Origin of the sequence: Caballeronia sp. SEWSISQ10-4 2 (assembly GCF_030464885.1) — a bacterium.
In the GTDB taxonomy this organism is placed as follows: domain Bacteria; phylum Pseudomonadota; class Gammaproteobacteria; order Burkholderiales; family Burkholderiaceae; genus Caballeronia.
This window is the reverse complement of record NZ_JALPRJ010000004.1, coordinates 63,499-78,193: the sequence shown is the minus strand read 5'-3', so window position 1 is coordinate 78,193 and position 14,695 is coordinate 63,499. Positions and strand designations below refer to the sequence as shown.

The following is a 14,695-nucleotide window of genomic DNA, read 5'->3' as shown; positions in this document are numbered from 1 at the left end:
GGAGGCCAGGCAGGTAAAGGCTTTCAAGTCTTGGCGCATCCGTTACCATCCATTGACTTCCGCTCCTTTTTAGTACACCGTTTCGACTACAAACCGCCCTTGAGGTTGTCCTTGTGTACATAAAACTATGCCCAAACTCGCTACGGCCCTTACGGACACTCGCGTTAAAGCCCTCAAGTCCAAGGTGGCACGCTATCTGGTGTCAGACGGCGGGGGTCTCGTTCTCGAAGTGCTAACTTCGGGGTCTAAAGTCTGGCGCTACCGCTACTCCCTCCACGGCAAGCAACAGCCGATGACAACCATAGGCGACTACCCCGCCATCAGTTTATCGGAAGCGCGTGAAAGAGCGCGCAAGTACGCCAAGATTGTGGAAAGCGGCAAGTCTCCCGTTGAGACGGCCCGAGAAGACCGGGGAACCGTGATCCGGCTCGATACCGTTCGGTTGTTCGGAGCCGCTTACTACACCGAGAGGGTCGCGCATATGTCATCCGGGTATCAGCGGACCATCACGCGAGCCCTGGACAAGGACATTTACCCCGCCATCGGCAACAAGCCGCTGTCCGAAGTCACCGCCTTAGACGTGCTGGCGATCACCGACCGCATCAAAGCGCGGGGGGCTCCGCAGATGGCCTTAACAGTTCGCAATCTGCTTAAAAGAATGTTCGCATACGCCGTCTTTCGCCGAATGATGACAACCAACCCGGCTGCGGCGGTCGAGGCCAAGTACGTTGCGACGCAATCAAGTCGCACGCGCGTCCTGTCTCCCGACGAGATAGGCACGATCCTGCGGGCGATCTACCGCTCGAACATGCGCCATGAGTTGAAACTGGCGCTGCACTTGCTCATGCTCACGATGGTGCGGAAAACCGAACTAACCTCGGCGCAGTGGTCGGAGTTCGATCTGAAAGAGGCTGTGTGGCGCATACCGGCGGGCCGCATGAAAAAGTCTAAGGAGCATTGGGTCTATCTGCCGACGCAAGCCGTCGCCATCCTGCGGGAGTTGGAGAAGCTAACCGGAGGCGAAGGCTACGTGTTCCCCTCGCCTAGAAGCCGGGAGCCGCGCGCGGTCTCCCGCGCTGCGCTGAACGTTGCCGTCGATGTCCTGAAGCTGGATGTAGCGGATTTCGTGCTGCACGATTTCCGGCGCACGGCCTCGACTCACCTGCATGAGATGGGGTGTTCGTCGGATGCCATCGAAACGGCCCTCGCGCACTCGATCAAAGGCGTGCGGGGGGTCTACAACCGGGCTGGCTATGCGCAGGAACGGAAACGCATCATGCAATTATGGGCGGATTTCGTGGATGCGCAGATTGCCAATCCCGTAAAGGCTAATTTTCGTGGGGCCGAGGGCAAGTCCGCATAAATGCACATCACCCGATTGCCGATCTGCGTACGAACCGAAGATTGCACTGGGAGGGGAACGGCGTGCGGTTTAGCAGCTCTCGTCCCAGGCGACGATTGATCGCTCGCCCACATCGAGAAAGGAGCCCGTGTACGGAATGAACAGCACCGGACGTTCTGACGACAGCGACTGCCTCTTCGGTGAACCAGATCGCGATATCGCCACGCTGGCGCAGAGCTTTGTTATATTCAGGCCAGTTGGTTACTTTGCAACGGGCTTTTTCGATCTTGTGACGGCGGCTTTCGTTGTGTTTATACGGCATCGGCTTTTCTGCAGGTGAACGCACTGCGGATCATGGCAGATCGCCTGCCCTCGGGCTTGAGATCGATTTTTTCGACAACACCTCGAGACACGGAAGACCGTAACGGGAAAACCAATCGTAGATCGCCTCTCCGCATAAATTAGGACTACTTACGTTTTCGTTGGCATGCCCTTCAACAACGTGAGAATACCTTCCACACCCGCCTAAGCTCTTCCAGTGGGGAACGTGTTTGTTGACGTAAAGATGACTAACGGCGCTGCTCGTGTCGGGTCGCGCACCACTTCCATCCCGGGTCGGGAATCCGTGCATTCAACAACTTCTCACGCATCGCAGCCAGTGCACAGAATATCCATGACAAAAACATGGTTGCAAATTGAGACTTCTTTGACTACGATTCACATAGTTTCATTTTACAACCACTTGAATGAGATCAAGTCATGCCCAGCCAGATCAAACCCGTGGTGGTGCACAACTCCACTTGGCCGGCCACGGCCGGATTGCAGCGCTGGACGTGCCTCACTGTCTTGGGGAAAGAAGCACCGCTGATCGTCAGGCGCGTCATCTTGCCGTTCCCGGTGGATTCCGGCGGCATCGCAAACGCAAACGTCGATTGTGCTCAACTGCGCATCGTGAGCTTCGGCCGGAGATTCTCCTTTTCCCGCGTGGATGGTGTCATCGGCGCTCGCGCGCTCCAGGTACTCGCAACGATTTCATCAATGCGTGAACAGGTCGAACGGTTCGCTCTCTATTACCAGCATTGCTGGTTGCACTAAATCCCTGCACAGCAGAAATCAATACCGGTTGTTGGCGCCGTCTGCTTGTTAATATCAAACTTGGAAAAATGACCAATGGACCTCTCTTATTCCCGCTCCGGCAAAAACACCATTGCATTGGTGGCTATCTGCTTGGCCCAACTGATGTTTGCCCTGGAAATTTCCAGTGTGCCCGTAATACTATCGACCCTCGAAAGAGTACTGCATGCCGATTTCAAAGACCTTCAATGGATCATGAATGCGTACACCATCGCCTGTACGACTGTGCTAATGGCGGCTGGAACTCTGGCAGACCGGTATGGTAGGCGACTTATTTTCGTCATCAGCCTGATCGTGTTCGGTTTGGCGTCCCTGATTTGTGGGCTGACGGAAAGTACGCCGTTGTTGATTGCCGGCAGGTTTATTCAGGGCATGGGTGGTGGTTCGATGTTTATTTGTCTGATCGCGATTCTTTCAAATCAGTTTAAAGCGGGGCCAGAACGAATGAAGGCCTTTGGTATATGGGGAATTTTCCTGGGTTTCGGCTTGGGTTTTGGGCCTATCATCGGTGGCGTGATCGCTGCACTATCCGGTTGGCAATGGGTTTTCTTAATTCACGTTCCGCTAACCCTTCTCACCCTGGCTCTGGTTTTTAGTAGTGTGGAAGAGTCTAATGACCCCGATGCGAAAAAGCTTGATATTCTTGGCATGGCAACTCTTTCGCTGACTGTTTTTGGCTTAACATACTTCATTACGCAAGGATCGGAACTCGGCTTTACCAGTCATGTTGCCATCTTCACCATTGTCGCCACTTTGGTCAGCTTCGTCGTGTTCCTTTTTGTGGAACAGGTCAATCCCCATCCTATGTTCGATTTTTCGGTATTCAGGATACGAAAGTTTTCAGGCGCCATCATGGGCTCAATCGGCATGAATTTCAGTTTTTGGCCATTCATTATTTTCTTGCCAATATTTTATCAAAGCGCTCTCCATTACGATATTGTCACTACTGGACTTTCGCTGTTGGCTTATACGCTTCCCACCTTGGTGATTCCTCCCTTGGCAGAACGTCTTTCGCATCGATATCAACCTGGTACGATTATCCCCTTGGGTATGTTCACAATCGGCCTGGGTTTTATTTTAATGTGGTACGGCTCAAGCTTTGCACACGCCAGTGGATTGACTATGCTGCCGGGTTCTTTGATTGCGGGTATCGGACTGGGCTTGACCAACACGCCCGTAACAAATACAACCACGGGCTCGGTTCCGTCTAACCGAGCAGGCATGGCTTCCGGAATGGACATAAGCGCACGATTAATTACCCTCGCCATCAACATCGCCGCAATGGGATTCATCTTGCTAACAGGAATTATCTATTATCTGGAAAAATCTTTACCTGGTTCTTTCAATGTCGTGCATCTGCGATCTTTGGCAGAGAACATAGCTGCAGGAAACCTCGAATCTCTTGGCCAAAGCTTCCCGGAATTACTCAATGTTGACGCATCTGGATCCGTAGTTCATGCAGCATTAGTGCATGGTTTTGGGTGGGTAATGCTATACGGCGGCGTTGGTGTTTGGGCTTTGGGTGCGATCAGTTTCATGATTTTTGGTGGCAAAAAGGCCCAGTGATATGCCGGCACCTGATGCTTGCGCCTCGACAGAGGCGTGACGCTTTGCGATCGAGCATTTTTTGAAAAGATCCGGGCGATTTTGTGGCGACAACGCGCGGTCAGGTTTGTGCGTACGACTCAACTCGCCGAAGGGCCAAGGACGATCAAGATCTACGTTGCCAGTTACCGACTCTATCTATCGGCACTGTTGTATGGAAACCAAATCGCAAGCTTCTCCTATCCCGCGGGGTGTCTAATGAATGATCTTTTGAAAAAAGTCCTGAATGCCTACGGCGGCCTCGACCGCTGGAACTCCTTTGCGGAACTGAACGTAAAAAGCGAGACAGGTGGTAATTTCTGGGCGTCAAAAGGTATCCTTGAAACCCGCGCGCCAAGTAACGTCACGATCAGGACTAGCGAAGAATGGACGCGTATCGCTCCATACGATGCCCCAGATCATCGGATGACGTTCGTCCCAAATCGCGTGGCGATCGAAAACGACGACCACCAGATTGTGGGAGAACTGATTGACCCCCGAGCCGCTTTCGCAGGCTACGGACAACACGGTTACTGGGACGTACTTCACCAAGCATATTTCAACGGTTATGCATTGTGGACCTACTTGGCCTCTCCGTTCTCGCTTACGCTGCCTGGCGTCCAGGTTAAGGAAATCGCGCCGTGGTACGAAGATGGCGAGGTGTGGCGGGTGTTAAACGTCATCTTCCCATCCGCAATCGCGAGCCATAGTGCCGAGCAGAATTTCTACTTCGGTCCAGACCTCCTACAGCGGCGCCAGGACTACCACATCGATGTATCGGGTGGCACGCGAGTCGCACACTATGTGTCCGACTTTGTCGAAGTGCAGGGGCTCCGGTTCCCGACGAGGAGACGCGCGTTTGTTCGCCAAACCAACGAACAACCGGATCGTAATCAGCTACTGGTGTGGATCCGGTTCCATGATTTCCAGCTAAGCTAGCACTCGCAGATCGAACTGTTGGCCCCGAAATGCGCGGGGAGACCGGGGGGGCGACGCCGTCACGTGATTTTAAATAGGACGCGTAGGAATTCGATTGTTCCGACTCAAAAGAAGTTTTATAATGGAACCACATGCTTTGCTTTTTCGTGTGACTTATCGTTCGAAGTTGCGGGGCGCTCTTGGTCCCGCAACTTCGATCAAGATCAAATTACGATGCCAAACGTCACGTCTGCGCACCGTGTTCGATCTCAAGAAGCTGGACCGGCATTAAGGTAAAACTGGAGGACCGCGATGGTGAAGCGGACGAGCCACAAGGAAGCGCCTTGCGCTATAGCAAGGCCCTTGGATGCAATCGGAGACTGGTGGTCGCTCCTTATCATTCGCGATGTCTTCGACGGGCTGCATCGCTTCGGCGAGTTTCAGAAGAGTCTCGGTCTCGCCAAAAACATCCTGACGACGCGGCTTCGCAACCTGGTCGAGCATGGCATTCTCGAGACGGTCCCGGCATCCGACGGCAGCGCGTATCAGCAGTACGTGTTGACTGAAAAAGGGAACGGGCTCTTCCCGCTTCTAGTGGCACTAAGACAGTGGGGCGAGGATTATTTTTTTGAGCCTCACGAGTCTCATGTGCGTTTAGTTGATCGGAAGCAAGGGCGGCTCGTTAAGCGACTGGAGCTTCGTTCACAAGACGGACGGCTGCTGGGACCGGCTGATACGCTAGTGAAGCCGGCTGGAAGAAGTAGACGTCCACGTTCCGGAGAATCCAGAGATGGAGAGATATATGACTCGGATCCCAAAGCCCGGCCCACGTGATGGCATTTCGTCAAAAGGCTTGTGGGCTGGGTCGTGAGCGATGTCGTCGACCAGCCGACGGCTCCGCGTCGGTTCTGTATTGATGCAGACGCGGGCAAAGCGGGCTACTGAATACTCCGCACCGAAGCGCGGCGTTCCAACCTGATGAACCGCCCCGCTGCCTCGGATCGCATCGCCGGTCCGTTTACTTGACTCACAACTGCAATGTCATTTCTTGCCGATTTTTCTCCCATCGTGGTTGGAGGCGATTAGGAAAATCCGCCAGTCGTAATCCCCCGTCAAGAAATCCTGTACCTGCCGCTGTCACGACCACATTTTTCAGATTGCCGCGTGCGGCAGGTCGATCACGACCTGCCCGTCTGCTCAATTCCGTTCCCCATCTTCCGCCGTTGCGGCGCGTATTCCGAAACCATCCTGAATGCCCCTCAGAAATGCTGCCGTCCGATGCGGTCGCGTTACACGCGTGTGCACGAGCCGGGATAAGCGTACCTGCGTCAATTTATCGATCGCATAGCAACTGTTGTTATCGATCGTTGTCGATCAACCCTCATAGCGATCCACCATCAGCAACACATTTGGATTTCTGTCTCAACGTCGATTTGAGTTAGATGACATATTTTTTGTCACAAAAACTTCACAAATAACTGGTTGCTATTTGAAACTACATATCCAATAATAAATTCGCTAAAAGTGATATCCATGAGCGCTCTCGAACGAAAGTAAAAATACACTTTGAGCGAGCGAGAATTGAGTTACCGATATTCCTTACCTTGTATTACTCATAGCGGCTAATAGCGGTATTTGGTCAGCCAGTATGCCGTTATTGCATACGTTTTTTCGAATTTCCCTGATGCAAAATGAAGCAGTTGCTCCAAAATGGGTCGACTTCTCGCATTGACATCAATTTCAACAACAAGACGTCGATTGACTCCTAAAAATCTTAAATAAGAGGTTGCTATTTGAAACTAGATACTCAACAATAACAAGAAACGCAGCATATAAAGCTAGACTGAGAGGAGCACAGAAACACATCTGTCTCGAAAGCTAAATGCAAGATTGGTATTTGTCATATTATCTTAGCATTGCTTAGTATCATCTCGCCCAGAGGCGCCTATCTATTTTGATGGGTGAATTAATTATATTAATAACAATAATGCGCTAACTCGCTTTATTCGACATCAATCAATCCGGAATCCACCATGCCTACCGTCAAGCTCATGCCGCAGGGTATCGAAGTGATGTTGTCGAAAGGAAGCTCATTGACCGATCTTGAATTTGAACTATATGGACAAGAGTCGATTCCATTTGGCTGCAAAGTTGGCGCTTGTGGTGCTTGCGTCATCGAAGTGATAGACGGTGTGGCGTGCCTTGGCAACAAGACGGAAGAAGAAGCATCATTTCTCGATATGCTTGGCTATTCAGGAGACTCCTTCAGGTTGGCATGTCAATGTCGGGTTAACGGAATAGCAACAATTCGAGCAGCTGCAAGAAACTCCTGATTCATCAGAACCGCTGTGCCCTTCCTATGTTGTTTATTAACCCAATCCAGAAAGGATAGGATCATGAGCAATCGCGTAAAAAACGTTGGTTTTGGAACACGTACGCCCTTCCTTAACTCGCAGGATTCGACCGATCTTCGACAGAAAATCGATTCTATTATCGATACGCAAATCGAAAACTGGTATGAAACAGTGCCTTACGCAGCCCACCTGGAAGGGAAAAAGGTGGATTCCCAGTATTACCAGCGCCACCTTATAGAAACGGCCTGGCGCATTCGTCTGCTGCGTGTGTCGGAATCAAAGGCGCTCGCGGAGATCGCCAAGCAAAGCCGAGAAGCCGCTCAGATCTGGGCGAACTACGAGCGCGAGGAGATGCTCCACGACGAGCTGTTCATTCACGATCTGGAGCGCGCGGGTGTCACGCGCGAGCAATTCCTCGCCACGGAACCGTACCTCTCGACCAAGCTCCTGACCGGTTTCTTCTCCTACCTGCTCGATCACGAGGGGCCGCTCGGCGTGGTGTCCTACTCGTACCTCGTGGAGTACGTCAACGTGAAGCTTGAGCCGCGCAAAATCAAGGCGCTCAAGGAATCGGTTGGCGAAAACAACATCACGGGCCAGGTTGCACACTCGCATACTGATATCAACGACGACCATCCGGGCGAAGTCTGGCAGGCAATACGCTACCTGCTGCGCAACGAACAGGACATCGAGTCATTGAAACGCTACCTGAAGGAGCATCAGACCGTACTGGCGCTCTACTTCAAGGAGCTCTACGAAGACAAGATCGAACCGCACCTTCAGGCGGCCGCTTAATAATAAGGAGACCTAGCGATGACATTCGATGGCGTCCTCATACTGAGTCACTGCGGCTTCTCGTTCGCAGAAGATCTGATTGCGGCAATCCGCGCACGCGACCTGCAACCTTTTGTGCTGAGCTCGAAGCCGCTTGCCGAGCACAGCGAAAATCGGCTGCAGATGCTGCGGGAAAGCGCTGAAGCTGTTCTGTCGAGCGACTCGCACGTGCTCGATGAAGACGACGTCGCCCATGCCCTCGCTTCGTTGCGCGCGTCGGGATACACCGTCAAGGCGTGTATCAGCGTCTGGGAGGGGTACCGAGTGTTGATGGCTCATGCGAATGCGCTGCTCGGCGTCAGCGATCTGGCGGCGCAGCGCGCGGACAGCCTACGTAACAAGCTGTTCGTGCGCAATGAATTGCGCAGAGCGGGATTGTCCGGCATTGACGCTCGGCTCGTCACCCCCGATGTACTCGACGAACTGAAACGCGATGGTGTTGCGTATTTTATCAAGCCGGTGCAAGGCATCGCTTCCTACGGCGCATTCCGTCTGTCGCAGGACACAACATGGTCCGCGCTCGACGCTATCGCGAGGCGGGCGCAAGAGGACACGATCTACTCGTCGGCACTCGGTCACCACGTGAAGTTCCTCGCCGAGAACTACGTGGCCGGCACGGAATTCAGCTTCGAAGTGCTGGTGGCAGAACGCCAAGCGTTCGTCGTGGGTATTCATGAGAAGTGCGAACTCACCGAAACGCGGGACGCCGTGCTCGAAAACAGTTGCACCAGCCCACCTGCGTCGCTAGCGGCATCCGAGGTCGCGGCGGGCATAGCATGGTTGCGCGCGGTGTTCAATCATCTAGCGCTCGATTGGGGCTGTTACCACGTCGAGGCGCGCTTTGACGGCAAATGCTGGGAGCTGATCGAGATCAATCCGCGCGTCGGCGGAAGTCTCATTTCGCACAGCGTGAAAGCGCTGAACGGTGAAGCAGGCGTACTCGAACTGTGGCTCGACCTCTTGCTCCAGCAAACCTCCGAGCACGCGCACGCGCCGTTGAAGGATACCCTGACCCGCCTCGCCTATTCCGTCGACGGCACGCCGCCGACCGCACGTGCCACGTTCTTTCGCGTCTATTTCGCGTCCCCTGGACTAATCGACAGCATCGAGATCCGGCCTGTCGCGCGTGCCCCAGCCATCAAGCAGGTGTTGCTCAAGCCGGGTGATGTCGTCGTCGAAGCGTCGCGCGAGGTGTTTCTCGGACAACTGCTCTGGGAGATGACGCTGGAGGAGCGCGACGCGGAGCTGTCCGGTTTGCTCGAGGCATCCGCTAGCGCCATCGATGTGCATTATCAAACCAGCTCCATAGCGTTGGAAGCGTAAATCATGAATGCACATGCCCGTTTTCTGCTGATCGTCGACTACAACCTGTCGAGAATTTCCGATGTCACACATATCGCCCGTTACGCGCGCGAACGGCACGGCGCTCATACGATATTGATCCGTCCGAATCCAACTGCAGCCGACGCGCAGCTGTGCGACCATCTGATCGATCTCGACCCACTTGCCGACGGCTTTGTCGACGCCGCGCTCGGCTGCCTCAAGCCTTGGCGCAACGGGCTAAAAGCCGGCCTGGTGTTCTCCGACAACGCGGTTCAGCGCGGCGCCGAACTGCTCGAGCGCCTATGCTTACCGGTCGATTCGGCCACACTCGCTGCGGGTGCGTTCAGCAAGCGCGATTACCGGATCAGCGAGGCGCGCATCCGCGACTTGCTTGCATCGCAGTACGTAATGGTGCCTGAGTACATTGAAGTGTCCTCAGTCGACGATCTGCAGCGCTTCGCAACGATGCACCCGGACGGTTTCGTCGTGAAGCCGTCCTGCGAAGGCAATAATCGCGGCGTCGTCATTGTAAAGCCGGGCGACAGCTCGGGGGACACTTTCCGGGCCGGCTTTTCAGCCGTTGAGCCGTACCTGAACCACGGTGCGATCTGCGAAGCGTTAATTCCGTTCAGGCGGGAGTTTTCTTTCGATGGCGTCGGCGCGACCGAATTCATCACGGAGAAAGTTAGTGCAAGCGGGTGCTATCCAGTCGAAGTTGCACAAATTCTGCCCGCTCGCATCAACGCAACTGAGCGCGCGACTCTCGTCCGAACCGGGCGGCTCGCCAACATGCTGGTTGGACAATGCCACGGCCCGTTTCACAATGAGATCAAGCTCGACGACGCAGGGCTTCAGGCGGCCGTCATCGAGCCGAACCGGCGGCCGGCCGGAATGAAGATCTGGACAATCGCCGCGGATGTCTACGGCGTGGATTTCTATGCACTCTGGGTCGATGCCGCGTTCGGCGTGTTCCGAGAGCCTGCGTTAGTGCCGGCTGCGCGGCAAGCAGCGACAGTCATGCTCGGCGTGCCATTCAATTGCGTGTTTACGCCGCCTGACAGTGCGCAAGGCGTGGCCCTGTTCGACCGAACGCTCGCGCGTGCGGCTGCATTGCTCGGCGCTGAATCGATGAGGCGCCTGGAGTTTTCCTGGCTCGCCAAGGACACGCACTTTATCCCCGCCATACCACGCGACAACTCCGATTTCGCCGCGCAAGCTTGCTTTGTCCTTGACAGCGACACGATCGATATTGGCAGCGCGGTAGCCGTGGTACGTGCCACTTGGCTGTCACTGGTGACCGAGATGCCGGATGTGTTCGATCTGCCTGCAACGGAGATATCCGCGACCGATCACTCTCCTTTCGTCGCTGTCTAAACAACGGAGCTTGTCGATGAAAATACTCGTTCTACACCGTGTGCCGTATCCGCGGATTGAATATGCAAGGGGCATTGATCACGACGCGCACGAGGTCACTTATTTCGGCACAGCAGCCCTGCTTGCCACGCTGCCTCGCGGCTTGCGCCACGAAGCTGTCGAGCGGCCGGGCGAAGCGAGTACCTTCGACGAAGCGTTCGCGTGGCTCTCGCGTGAGCCGCGCACCTTCGAGCGTGTGATCGCGCTGTCCGAATACGATCTGCTTGACGCCGCGCGCTTGCGCGAATGGCTAGCTGTGGTAGGGCCAACGACAGCCGAAGTCATTCTCGTGCGCGACAAGGTCGCAATGAAGTCTGTCGTGCGGGAGGCCGGTCTACGGGTGCCACGCTTCACCGGGCTCGCTGATTTTCTGGACTCCCCACATGCCGCCAACTGGCAGGGCCGCACGGTGCTCAAACCGCTGAGCGGCGCGTCGAGCGAGGACGTGGTGATCTTCGATGCACTCGACGACGTGACCCGTGCCCTGGCGAAGCGCACGTCAGGGGTCTCCCGCCTCGACAGTCACGCGCAGTCCGTCGATGCATACGAGATCGAGGAGTTCGTCAGCGGCGATATCCTGCATTTCGACGGTCTCGTCGCGAACGGCGAAGTTGTCACGCTCATGGCAAGTCGTTACATCGGCACTTGCCTGGGTTATGCGAAGGGGCAGCCGCTTGGCTCCTATCACTTCCCCATGTCGGACGGCGCGCAAGCCTGGGTCGCCGCCGCGCTGAAGGCCGTCGGTATCCGCCAGGGCAGTTTTCACCTCGAAGCCATCGAGAGCGGCGACGATCTGGTCTTTCTAGAGGTGGGCAATCGCGTCGGCGGTGCTGACGTCGTCGCGACCTTCGAGCATGCCACCGGCGTGCACTTGCCGTCCGAAGAACTACGCCTGCTGCTTGGAGAACCTTCCCGCGCGTTGCCCACGACGCAGATCGATGACCGCTGGCATGGCTGGTTTGTGTTCCCGGGTCATACCCTCGACGACGACGGTTACCGGGGCCTTGGCGAAATTGACGCCTTTCGCGGACATCCCGCGCTGGTTCGCTGGGCAGAACTCGGCGCCGGCGCCCCGTTGCCGCGCAAGGTCACCTATTCGGCGCACGAAGCGCCACTGGCGGGCATCGTGGCCAATCTTACCTGGCAAGGCACACGCGACTGGATTCGGGCGTTGTTCTCCGCGGTAAGCACAAGCCCAAGCGTCCTACGCACTCCGGTCCCGCCCGCGTTCGCCATACCACGACGCCAAGCAGCTCCGGTCGCAGGGATTTAACGCCGCTGCATCGCGTCCGCCGCAAGCCATGTATCTCCAGCCACTTGACGATTATCGGAGTGAATAGTATGACTAACAAATTGATCACTGATGACGCCATCGCCTGCAACACGCTCGCGGGACAACTGCAACTGAATGCGTTCTATCTGAGAGAGCTCGCTCCGCCGAGCGCGCCCGAGACGATCCCTCTGGCAGCCGACTATGCGGGCATTCTCGGTCTGGAAACCGCCTGGAACGACTATGAAGCGTCGAGGATCGAACTCACCGACGTTCCCGCGAACGCGGAGCAGTTCGAAGAATGGTACATCGCGCTGCGAAATACGCACCGCAAGGAAGTCGCGCCCTTCTTCGACTTCCTTGCCGAAGACGCATCGTTGCCCCAGCTTTCGCTATTCGTCAGCCTGGAAGCACAAGTGGACGGCCGCTTCGATGACATCATCGCGCTATCGCAACTCGGCATGGACGGCGACATGAAGCTCGCGCTCGCCGAAAACTACTGGGACGAAATGGGCCTCGGCGACGTGGACGAGATGCACACCCGGGTCTTTACGCGGGCGGCGCCGTATTTCAAAGAGCAGCTGGGCGACCTAGATCTCGACGTGCACATGCCCATCTCCGCGCTCAAGAACGGCAATCTATTGTTGATGTACGCGCTGCGCCGACAGCATGTCGGGCGTCTCCTCGGCGCGCTGACCTTGCTTGAGCAGACCGTTCCCTATCGCTTCACGCGCATGCTGAAGGGGATGGATCGTCACAACGTGCCGAAGGAACACAGGTACTACCACGACCTGCACGTTCCGGTCGACGCGAACCACGGTAAGCAACTGGTCGCACGCGTGCTGCTGCCGCTCGCTCGCCAGAATCCACGCATCATCCTCGACCTGTGCGAAGGCTGCCTGATTCGTTACGGCATCGAGAAAGAGTATTACGCCGGCGCGCGTTCTGTCATGGATCGCCAACTGCACTGACGCCCCTTGCCCTGGGGACACCAAGTGCCGGGGCGCGGTTTCCACGTTCACGAACCTTTTCGGTTTTGACTTTCGCCATGCATCCAACGCTAGCTTCCGATCTCGCCAATCTCGACCTATTGCTCGAGCACACGTGGCGGCACGCCGTGGTGGCGCTCGCCAGCCTCGAGCGCCGTCCCGCCGCGCTCGTGCCACCCCCGGCCCAACCGGTGCCGTTGCCCAACGAAGGGCGCGGCCTCCATGCCGCGCTCGATGAATTCACCAGCCGATGGGCACCAGGATTTTCGGGCAGCGCGGGTCCTCGCTATCTCGGCTTCGTGACGGGCGGCGCGACGCCCGCGTCACTGGCGGGCGACTGGCTCACGAGCGTTTATGATCAGAATCCGACCGCGGGCATCGACAGTTCGGCCCCTGATCTTGAACGCGAGGCGGTCAGCTGGCTACGGCAATTGTTCGGCTTGAGCGACGCACAGCAAGGCGTGTTCGTCACGGGGGCGACTATGTCGAACCTGGTCGGCCTGGCGCTCGGACGCGAGTGGCTCGGAGAACAAAAAAACGTGAGCGTGTCCGACCAGGGAGTGGTCGCGCTCGGCCAGGTGACAGTCCTATCTGCCACCACGCATTCGAGCATCTTCAAGGCTCTGTCCGTACTCGGCCTCGGCCGCAAGGCGGTGCGTAAGGTCGCCACCCTACCCGAACGAGAAGCCATCGACATCGCGGCGCTTGAAGCGGAGCTTGCCTTGCTGGATGGCGAGCCTGTCATCGTTGTGGCAAGCGCAGGTACCGTGAACACCGTCGATTTCGACGATCTGGTCGCCATCCATGCACTGAAACAACGCTACCCGTTCTGGCTTCACGTAGATGCCGCCTTCGGCGCCTTCGCTGCACTGGTCCCTGAACACGCTGCGCTTGTCGCCGGACTCGACGCCGCCGACTCGATCTGCATCGATCTGCACAAGTGGCTCAATGTGCCATATGACGCCGCTGTGCAATTCACACGGCGGCGCGACTTACAGGTCCGCGTGTTTCAAAACAGCGCCGCCTATCTCGGCGTACCGACCGACAATCCCGATTTCGTTCACCTGACGCCTGAAAATTCGCGTCGGCTACGTGCACTCGCGACGTGGTTCTCGCTCGCAGCGTACGGCCGGGAGGGGCATGCGGAGATCGTCGCGCGCAACGTCCGGCTCGCTCGCGCGCTCGGCGTGCTGGTGGATGCTGAAAGCAGTCTTCGACTCCTTGCACTGACCCGGCTAAATGTCGTCTGCTTCACGCTAGCTCGCGAACCGACGGAGGCCCGCATCAACGCCTATGTTCAGGCGGTGCGCGATCTTGGCGACGTCTTTATCACGAGCACGCTCTACTGCGGCACTTGGGGGCTACGCGTCGCGTTTAGTAACTGGCGTACGAGTGAACAGGACGTGCCGCGCATCTTTGATTCGCTAAGAAGAGCGCTCGACGCATTGCAATGACGCACTAGCGCGAAGCGTGGGCGATCTGCCGCTTCAATATCGCTTAAACCGTCTCAGCGGCGTCTGCTTCATCTTTAAAT

12 protein-coding genes and 1 pseudogene are annotated in these 14,695 nt (G+C 56.3%); 12 read left to right on the top strand and 1 reads right to left on the bottom strand.

The genetic code is table 11. From position 1 onward, the window contains the following. Nucleotides 1–127 precede the first annotated feature (127 nt). Nucleotides 128–1,363: an integrase arm-type DNA-binding domain-containing protein gene (locus M0D69_RS03930; RefSeq protein WP_301780765.1), complete on the top strand. Its 1,236-nt coding sequence runs from the start codon at nucleotides 128–130 to the stop codon at nucleotides 1,361–1,363. Nucleotides 1,364–1,523: 160 nt separating this feature from the next. On the opposite strand, the pseudogene M0D69_RS03925 reads toward M0D69_RS03930, so the two are convergent. Next, nucleotides 1,524–1,664: pseudogene (locus M0D69_RS03925) on the bottom strand (IS5/IS1182 family transposase); the annotation flags it as partial. Nucleotides 1,665–2,101: 437 nt separating this feature from the next. On the opposite strand from M0D69_RS03925, the gene M0D69_RS03920 reads away from it, so the two are divergent. The 11 genes from M0D69_RS03920 (at nucleotide 2,102) to M0D69_RS03870 (ending at nucleotide 14,615) form a co-directional block, all read left to right on the top strand. Beyond that, nucleotides 2,102–2,437 (top strand): hypothetical protein, encoded by a 336-nt coding sequence (locus tag M0D69_RS03920; protein ID WP_301780764.1) that lies wholly within the window; start codon nucleotides 2,102–2,104, stop codon nucleotides 2,435–2,437. A gap of 75 nt (nucleotides 2,438–2,512) precedes the next feature. After that, nucleotides 2,513–4,042 (top strand): MFS transporter, encoded by a 1,530-nt coding sequence (locus tag M0D69_RS03915; protein WP_301780763.1) that lies wholly within the window; start codon nucleotides 2,513–2,515, stop codon nucleotides 4,040–4,042. Between the two features lie 237 nt (nucleotides 4,043–4,279). Continuing rightward, nucleotides 4,280–4,999 carry a hypothetical protein gene (locus tag M0D69_RS03910; RefSeq protein WP_301780762.1) on the top strand — a complete coding sequence of 240 codons (720 nt, stop codon included), beginning with the start codon at nucleotides 4,280–4,282 and terminating at the stop codon, nucleotides 4,997–4,999. Nucleotides 5,000–5,290: 291 nt separating this feature from the next. Beyond that, the gene (locus tag M0D69_RS03905; protein WP_301780761.1) at nucleotides 5,291–5,812 is read left to right on the top strand and encodes a helix-turn-helix domain-containing protein; all 522 of its coding nucleotides are present in this window, start codon (nucleotides 5,291–5,293) and stop codon (nucleotides 5,810–5,812) included. Between the two features lie 1,199 nt (nucleotides 5,813–7,011). Continuing rightward, entirely contained in the window at nucleotides 7,012–7,311 is a 300-nt protein-coding gene (locus M0D69_RS03900; protein ID WP_301780760.1) for a 2Fe-2S iron-sulfur cluster-binding protein, read from the top strand. A 63-nt stretch (nucleotides 7,312–7,374) separates the two neighbouring features. Then, nucleotides 7,375–8,127 (top strand): iron-containing redox enzyme family protein, encoded by a 753-nt coding sequence (locus tag M0D69_RS03895; protein WP_301780759.1) that lies wholly within the window; start codon nucleotides 7,375–7,377, stop codon nucleotides 8,125–8,127. 18 nt (nucleotides 8,128–8,145) lie between these two features. Then, complete coding sequence (locus M0D69_RS03890; protein ID WP_301780758.1) at nucleotides 8,146–9,489, top strand: acetyl-CoA carboxylase biotin carboxylase subunit family protein; 1,344 nt, start codon at nucleotides 8,146–8,148, stop codon at nucleotides 9,487–9,489. Nucleotides 9,490–9,492: 3 nt separating this feature from the next. Further along, nucleotides 9,493–10,863, top strand: coding sequence for an acetyl-CoA carboxylase biotin carboxylase subunit family protein (locus tag M0D69_RS03885; RefSeq protein ID WP_301780757.1), 1,371 nt, complete (start codon nucleotides 9,493–9,495; stop codon nucleotides 10,861–10,863). A gap of 16 nt (nucleotides 10,864–10,879) precedes the next feature. Further along, nucleotides 10,880–12,175 carry an acetyl-CoA carboxylase biotin carboxylase subunit family protein gene (locus M0D69_RS03880; RefSeq protein ID WP_301780756.1) on the top strand — a complete coding sequence of 432 codons (1,296 nt, stop codon included), beginning with the start codon at nucleotides 10,880–10,882 and terminating at the stop codon, nucleotides 12,173–12,175. 68 nt (nucleotides 12,176–12,243) lie between these two features. After that, the gene (locus M0D69_RS03875; RefSeq protein ID WP_301780755.1) at nucleotides 12,244–13,143 is read left to right on the top strand and encodes an iron-containing redox enzyme family protein; all 900 of its coding nucleotides are present in this window, start codon (nucleotides 12,244–12,246) and stop codon (nucleotides 13,141–13,143) included. Between the two features lie 77 nt (nucleotides 13,144–13,220). Beyond that, nucleotides 13,221–14,615, top strand: a complete 1,395-nt coding sequence (locus M0D69_RS03870) for a pyridoxal-dependent decarboxylase (RefSeq protein ID WP_301780754.1) — start codon at nucleotides 13,221–13,223, stop codon at nucleotides 14,613–14,615. Nucleotides 14,616–14,695 lie beyond the last annotated feature (80 nt).